General features: G+C 67.8%; 7 protein-coding genes. 3 read left to right on the top strand and 4 right to left on the bottom strand.

The genetic code is table 11. The features are described 5' to 3' along the window. Nucleotides 1-130 precede the first annotated feature (130 nt). Nucleotides 131-1,378, bottom strand: a complete 1,248-nt coding sequence (locus tag QZ184_RS09490; protein WP_296416241.1) for an ATP-binding protein — start codon at nucleotides 1,376-1,378, stop codon at nucleotides 131-133. Continuing rightward, nucleotides 1,356-2,096 carry a response regulator gene (locus QZ184_RS09485; RefSeq protein WP_296416242.1) on the bottom strand — a complete coding sequence of 247 codons (741 nt, stop codon included), beginning with the start codon at nucleotides 2,094-2,096 and terminating at the stop codon, nucleotides 1,356-1,358. The genes QZ184_RS09490 and QZ184_RS09485 overlap by 23 nt, the downstream gene beginning before the upstream one ends. A 131-nt stretch (nucleotides 2,097-2,227) precedes the next feature. On the opposite strand from QZ184_RS09485, the gene QZ184_RS09480 reads away from it, so the two are divergent. Together QZ184_RS09480 and QZ184_RS09475 are read left to right on the top strand one after the other, a co-directional pair. After that, nucleotides 2,228-2,686 carry an EF-hand domain-containing protein gene (locus QZ184_RS09480; protein ID WP_010313497.1) on the top strand — a complete coding sequence of 153 codons (459 nt, stop codon included), beginning with the start codon at nucleotides 2,228-2,230 and terminating at the stop codon, nucleotides 2,684-2,686. Then, a complete protein-coding gene (locus QZ184_RS09475) occupies nucleotides 2,676-3,533 on the top strand; it encodes an NAD(P)-dependent oxidoreductase (protein ID WP_296419275.1) in 858 nt (285 codons plus the stop codon). The genes QZ184_RS09480 and QZ184_RS09475 overlap by 11 nt, the downstream gene beginning before the upstream one ends. Here QZ184_RS09475 and QZ184_RS09470 read toward each other — a convergent pair. Beyond that, entirely contained in the window at nucleotides 3,523-4,257 is a 735-nt protein-coding gene (locus tag QZ184_RS09470) for a hypothetical protein (RefSeq protein WP_296416244.1), read from the bottom strand. The two genes, QZ184_RS09475 and QZ184_RS09470, sit on opposite strands and share 11 nt — an antisense overlap. Before the next feature lie 53 nt (nucleotides 4,258-4,310). Here QZ184_RS09470 and QZ184_RS09465 point away from each other — a divergent pair, with 53 nt between their 5' ends. Continuing rightward, nucleotides 4,311-5,387 (top strand): UDP-N-acetylglucosamine--N-acetylmuramyl-(pentapeptide) pyrophosphoryl-undecaprenol N-acetylglucosamine transferase, encoded by a 1,077-nt coding sequence (locus tag QZ184_RS09465; RefSeq protein WP_296419278.1) that lies wholly within the window; start codon nucleotides 4,311-4,313, stop codon nucleotides 5,385-5,387. Here the strand turns inward: QZ184_RS09465 and QZ184_RS09460 are convergent. After that, nucleotides 5,364-6,236 (bottom strand): aminotransferase class I/II-fold pyridoxal phosphate-dependent enzyme (locus tag QZ184_RS09460; protein WP_296419273.1); only part of this gene is annotated, 873 nt, incomplete at its 5' end. The genes QZ184_RS09465 and QZ184_RS09460 overlap by 24 nt on opposite strands.

The raw sequence follows: 6,236 nt of genomic DNA, 5'->3' as shown, positions 1-6,236 counted from the left end.
GGTGGCGCCAGCCTCGAGCTGCTGGAAGGCAAGGTCCTCCCCGGCGTGGCCGCCCTCGACGAAGCCTGATCTCCACTGGCGATTCAGCGACTGGGGCCCCGAGGGGCCCCTTTTTTTGTGCCTCCTCCAGCTACGGGCGCTCCAGGGAGTGGGCCGTCAGCACCACCGCAAAGCCCCGCTCCGACTGCAGGCGGCTCAGCCCCCCGCCATGGCTGGCAGCGACCCGGGCCGCGATGGCGAGCCCCAGACCGCAGTGGCCGCTGCCGCCCCGGGCCCGGTCCAAGCGCTGAAACGGCATCAAGGCTTGAGCCCACTGCTCGGCAGGAATGCCATCGCCTTGATCCCAGACCTCAATGCGAAAACCATCCGCCGCCTCCGGACGCAGGACCAACCGCAGCGGGGCCTGTCCATGGCTCAGGGCGTTCTCGATCAAATTCCCCACCGCTCGCCCCAGGGCCACCGGCTGCACCCGCGCCTCCATCGGGGTGAGATCCAGCTGCACCTGGTCCGCCTCGAGGGGAGCGGTCAACTCCGCCAACCACTGATCCAGGGGCAACTGCACGGGCTGCTCCGCATCCCCGCCTCCGGCAAACAACAGGAACTGACTGGTGATGCGCTCGAGCGCATCCAGGTCCGCCTCCGCTGGCCGCTGGTCCGCCAAACGCAAGCGCAGACGCGTCAGGGGACTTTTGAGGTCATGGGCGATGCCCGCGAGCATCGTTGTGCGCTCACGGTCATTGCTGGCCAGGCGCTCGACCATGGCGTTAAAGCGGCCCGTCAACGAGCGGACCACCCGAGCCCCCCGCTCCGGCAGAGCGGGCTGCTGGCCGGAACGCCCCACGGAGCCCAGGGCCTGCTCCAGTTGCTGCAGGGGGGTTTGCACCTCGCGCCAGAGGAACAGAAACGAGGCAGAGATGCTCCCGGTCAACAAGGACAACCCCAGCAAGAGGGGATCAGGGGGCCAGCGCTGAGCCGGCCCCACGGGGGTGAACAACCAGATCGGCTCCAGGGGCGACAGCAACTCGACCCACAGGCCGGGCGCCAGACTTTGGGCCGGTAGCACCGGCGGACAGGGCCGCACCCGCTGGCAGAGCTCCTGCTGCAGCAGCCGCGCCTGCCGCTGCAAACGTCCATCGCCACTGACGGGAGGGAAGGGGCCGACCCGCAACGGCAATCCACTCAGACGGGCCAGGGCCTCGGGCGGCAGGCGATCGAGTGCCAACTCCCCGAGCTTCAGGTTGAAGGCCACCTCGGGACCCATCTGGGCAATCTGCGCCCGCTCCAAGCGCTGGGCCAGCAGCGATTGCAGAACCACCAGAGCCAGGGCGGAGATGCCCGCGCCCGCCAGGACGTACTTAACGGGTGCGTGCTTGGCCATCGGGCACAAAGACGTAGCCGTAACCCCAGACCGTCTGCAGGTAGCGGGGCCGTGTGGGATCGGGCTCCACCAGCTTGCGGACCCGGGAGACCTGGACATCCATGCTGCGGCTGTCGGTCTCCGATTCCGGACCCCGGGCCAACTCAATCAGACGCTCCCGGGACAGGGGCCGATGGGGGTGCTGGACAAAAGCCGCGAGCAGGCTGAACTCCCCGCTGGTGATCACAACGGGATGGGCATTGCGCTCCAAGCTGCGGTTGGCCAAATCCAGCCGGTTCTCGCCGAACTCCACCACCTGTCCCTCCGCCAGCGGCGTGCCCGCAGGCAGGGCGACGCGCCGCCGAAGGACCGCCTCAATCCGCGCCGTGAGCTCCCGGGGCAGGAAGGGTTTACCCAAGTAGTCGTCGGCCCCCTGCTCTAGCCCAATGATCCGATCGATGCCGTCCCCTTTGGCCGTCAACATCACCACCGGCAGGTCATCGCCGCCATCCCGCAGACGGCGCAGCAGGGTCAGACCGTCCTCCCCAGGAAGCATGACGTCGAGCACCACCAAATCGGGCCGCTGGCTCTCCAGCCGGACCATCAGTTGCTCACCGCTACTGAGGCAGCGCACGTCGTAGCCCTGATCGGTCAGATAGGTGCCGACCAAGCGCCGCTGCTCCGCATCGTCATCCACCACCCAGATGCGTTGGGGAGTGCTCCGTGCAGGCACGGCCATGGGGCTGCAGGCGCAACATCTGTCCCGACTGTATGGAGATCAAGCTGCGGAAATCGCGCTAGACAGATCTGGTCACACCTTGCCGAGCGGCCAGGCCGATTGCAGCGAGCAGGGCTCCATAGCCTGATGCCATGAGGCGCCACCGCTCCTGTTTCCTGCTTGCCGCTGGCGCCGGCCTGCTCTTGGCCTTCCCCCTGGGCTTGCAGGCTCAGACGCCGCAGGAACTCAAGGCCTATGAACGGCGCCTGCAACAGCTCTTCGAGCAACTGGACCGGGACGGCAACCGACGACTCGAGCGCCAGGAGGTTCAAGGGCAGCCCTACCTCCAGCGTCATTTCGACCGCCTGGACCAGAACCGCCGCGGCTACCTGACCCCCGCGGATCTCAAGCCCAGTAACAAGGTGCCGCCCCCGCGCGCCGAGCGGGTCCTGCGTAAGGCCGACCAGAACGGCGATGGCCGCATCGACCAACAGGAAGCCCAGGGCTACCCCTGGCTGCGCAAGCACTTCCAGACCATCGACCAGAACGGCGATGGCAGCCTGGACCGAGGCGAACTCAACACCCTCTCCAAACCAGCCCATGCCAACTGATGTGAGCTGTCTGGGCCTTGGAGCCCTGGGTGCCCCCATGGCCCGCAACCTGCTGCGGGCCGGATGGAGCCTGACGGTCTTCAACCGCACTGCCGCTCCCGCACAATCCCTGGAGGCGGCGGGTGCCCAGCGAGCGGCGACCGTGGCTGAAGCGGCGGCCGCGTCGCCGTTGCTGCTGCTCTGCTTGAGCGATGACCAGGCGGTCGACGAGGTGCTGGCCCTGGCGAAGGGCCACCTGCAGCCTGGGGCGCTGGTGATCGACTGCTCCACCATCAGCCCAGGCACCAGCCAACGCCTCGCCGGCGAGCTCGCGACGCAGGGGGTGGACTACATCGATGCTCCGGTGACCGGCGGCACCGAAGGAGCCGAAGCCGGAACCCTACGGGTGTTGATCGGGGCTGAGCTGGACCAGCTCGAGCGGGCTCGGCCGCTGCTGGAGGTCATTGGCGGCAGCCTGCATCACTTCGGCCCCGTGGGAGCAGGGCAACAGGCCAAGGCGGTCAATCAGGTGTTGGTGGCCGGCAGCTATGCCGCCGTCGCTGAAGCCCTGGCCCTCGCCGATCGCCTGGGGCTACCGCAAGACGCACTCGTGGAGGCCCTAAAGGGTGGCGCCGCTGGCTCCTGGGCCCTGGAGAACAGGAGCCAACAGATGATCAACGACTCCTATCCGTTGGGGTTCAAGTTGGCCTTGCACCGCAAGGACCTCGGCATCGCCCTGGGTGCCGCGGCCGAGGCCCAGCTGGAGTTGCCGATCTGCGAACGGGTGGCCGCCCTAGAGGACGAGCTGATCGAGCAGGGCTGCGGTGAGTTGGATGTCTCCGCGCTGGCCCGTTGGTTTAAAGGGTGAGCTCAGAGCGCTTGGCGACCACCCGGACCTGCTTGGACGCCGCGACGATCCCCTTGGGGTGAACCAACAGCACCGCCCAGGTCTGACTGCCCGGCTGGAAGGGGGCCTGCACGGTCTTGAACAGGCCGCCGCCACCGAGGGCCTCAAGCTGCAGGTCGGGAGCCTGCAACCGCAGCAACTCGCTGACCGTGACGGGCTTGATCGCCCCGGCAACCACCGCACCGTTAAGGGGGTCGTCAAAGATCACATCGAGGTCGTAGCGCTGCCCCGTCAGCACGGCATCGGGAATCAACAGGCTGACCTTGAGGTTGGGGTCACCGCTGCGCAGGATCGAATTGGATTCGATCACGTCCTGGCTGTTGAAGCGATCGCCGCTGGATCCCAGCACCAACTTCTGGGTGGCTTCAAAGCGGAATTTGTAGGGCCCCTGCTTACGGCTACCGGCAACGGTGACGAGCGTGGTGGGCCGTCCGTCCTTGAGGGAGACCCCGGGGCTCACCTGCCAACTGGCATCGGGAAACTGAGCGCGCAAGAAGTCGCGGCGCTGCAACACCAACGCGGGATCCAGGCCATTACCGGCCTCGAGCAGGGCCGAGATCTCCGAGGAGGAGCCGTTGTTCAGGGCCTCCTGCAGGGCCTGCAGGCTGGGCGCCGCCCGAAGGGGAGCCCCCATGGCCAAACCCGTCAGAGCGAGGGCGGCAGCCAGGAAGGAGCGCAACTGCACGGGAGCTCAACGGGGAGGTGCCCTTAAGTTAGGCGCGCTCATCAGCGATGCCCATGTCACGCCTGTTGATCGCTGCCAGCGGCACCGGCGGGCATCTCTTCCCAGCCCTCGCCGTGGCCCAGGCCCTGCCCTCGGACTGGGAGATCCAGTGGCTCGGTGTTCCCGACCGGCTGGAGACCGAGCTAGTTCCCCAGGACTACCGGCTGCACACCGTCGATGCCGGCGGCCTTCAGGGCCGGGGACTGCGCAAGCTCACCAACCTGCTGCGCCTGCTGGGCGCCACGGTCACGGTGCGGCGCTTGATCCGCCGGGAACGCATCCGTCTGGTCTTCAGCACCGGCGGCTACATCGCTGCACCGGCGATCCTGGCGGCCCGCTGGTGCGGGGTGCCGGTGGTGCTGCATGAATCCAATGGCGTCCCAGGAAAAGTCACACGCCTGTTCGGGCGGCTCTGCAGCCAGGTCGCCGTCGGACTGCCCCAGGCGGCGGAGCGCCTGCAGGGCTGCCGCCCGCGGGTGACGGGCACCCCGGTACGCCGGGAGTTTCTGCAGGCGACACCACTCCCGAATTGGGTCCCGGCGGGAGCGGGCCCACTGCTGCTGGTCATGGGCGGCAGCCAGGGTGCCGTGGGGCTCAACCGCATGGTCCGGCCCCTGCTGCCCCGACTACTGAACCTGGGCTGCCGGGTGGTCCACCTCAGCGGCAACAACGACCCCGAGAGCGGTCAACTGCAACACCCCCGCTACGCCGAGCGACCCTTCAGCGACGAGGTGGCCGGCTTGCTGCAACACGCCGATCTGGTGATCAGCCGTGCGGGTGCCGGCAGCCTGAGCGAATTGGCGGTCTGCGGGAGTCCAACGATCCTGGTCCCCTACCCCCAAGCAGCGGACAAGCACCAGGACGCCAACGCCGGTGCCGCCGCGGCCGTCGGTGCTGCAGTGATCGTCTGGCAGCACCCCCCCGAGCATCCCGCCCTGGAGCGCACCCTCTGGCGTCTGCTCGGTCCCAGGCTGCGGGGCTGCGATCCGGTGATCGACCCCCTACTGCAGTTGCGCCGCGGCATGGAGCAGTTGGCCGTGCGCGATGCCGAAGCACTGATCGCAGGACTACTGCAGGAGCTCAGCGCCTAGGGCCCGCAGCAGACGCCTGTTACCCGAGCGGTTCTGGTAACCAATCCGCAACCAGGACTCGCCAAGCCCGGCGAAGGATCGGCAATCGCGCACCAGGATGCGATGTCGCCGCTCCAACGCCTCCCGAAGCGGCTGCAGGGAACCCTGCTCAGCGCGCAGCAACAGGTAATTGACCGCAGACGGGTACGGGTGAATGCCGGGCAACGCCCGCAGGTGCTGCTGTAACCATTGCCCCTCCTGCGCCACCCAGGCCTGCACGCGAGAGCACCAACGCTGGTAATCGCGGGGATCGCTCAGCAGGGCATCGGCCAGCGCTCCAGCCCAGGTATTGATGGGCCAGGGATCCCGCCAGCCGGCCCAGCGCTGCAGCCGCTCGGGCTGGGCCACGGCATAGCCGAGCCGAACCCCAGCAATTCCGTACAGCTTGGTCAGGCTGCGGATGACGATCAGGTTGGGGTGCTCCGCCACCAGCGGAATCAAGGACTGTTGCTCCCCGCCTGGCACCAACGGCAGGAAGGCCTCATCGCAGATCACCAGGCTGTGACGCGCCAGCAGCGGCCTCAAGGACGCGCGGCTCCAGAGCTGGCCGGTGGGGTTATGGGGGTTGGTGATCCAGAGCACCTCCGCAGCGGCGACGGACGGGAACGGTTGCGGGAATGCGGCCTCCCACTCCAGGGGAAGGGCCAAGGGCCGCTGCTGGCCGCCCCAACACTGAAGAGCACGCGCGTAATCAGCGAAGCCGGGCTGGGGCAACAGCGACAAACCGCTGCTGGCCGCATCACGGGCAGCCCAGGTGAACAGTTCCGCCGCGCCATTGCCCGGGAGCACCAGCTCTGGATCCAGTTGATG

Origin of the sequence: Vulcanococcus sp. DEBay_Sum22DG08_74 (genome assembly GCF_017852955.1) — a bacterium.
GTDB lineage: Bacteria > Cyanobacteriota > Cyanobacteriia > PCC-6307 > Cyanobiaceae > Vulcanococcus.
The sequence above is the reverse complement of the archived record's forward strand: the minus strand, read 5'-3'. Positions and strand labels throughout refer to the sequence as shown.

What these genes read in the sequence shown, in the direction of transcription:
- QZ184_RS09490 (WP_296416241.1), bottom strand. Translation starts at nt 1,378, where the DNA reads ATGGCCAAGCACGCACCCGTTAAGTACGTCCTGGCGGGCGCGGGCATC.
- QZ184_RS09485 (WP_296416242.1), bottom strand. Translation starts at nt 2,096, where the DNA reads ATGGCCGTGCCTGCACGGAGCACTCCCCAACGCATCTGGGTGGTGGAT.
- QZ184_RS09480 (WP_010313497.1), top strand. Translation starts at nt 2,228, where the DNA reads ATGAGGCGCCACCGCTCCTGTTTCCTGCTTGCCGCTGGCGCCGGCCTG.
- QZ184_RS09475 (WP_296419275.1), top strand. Translation starts at nt 2,676, where the DNA reads ATGCCAACTGATGTGAGCTGTCTGGGCCTTGGAGCCCTGGGTGCCCCC.
- QZ184_RS09465 (WP_296419278.1), top strand. Translation starts at nt 4,311, where the DNA reads ATGTCACGCCTGTTGATCGCTGCCAGCGGCACCGGCGGGCATCTCTTC.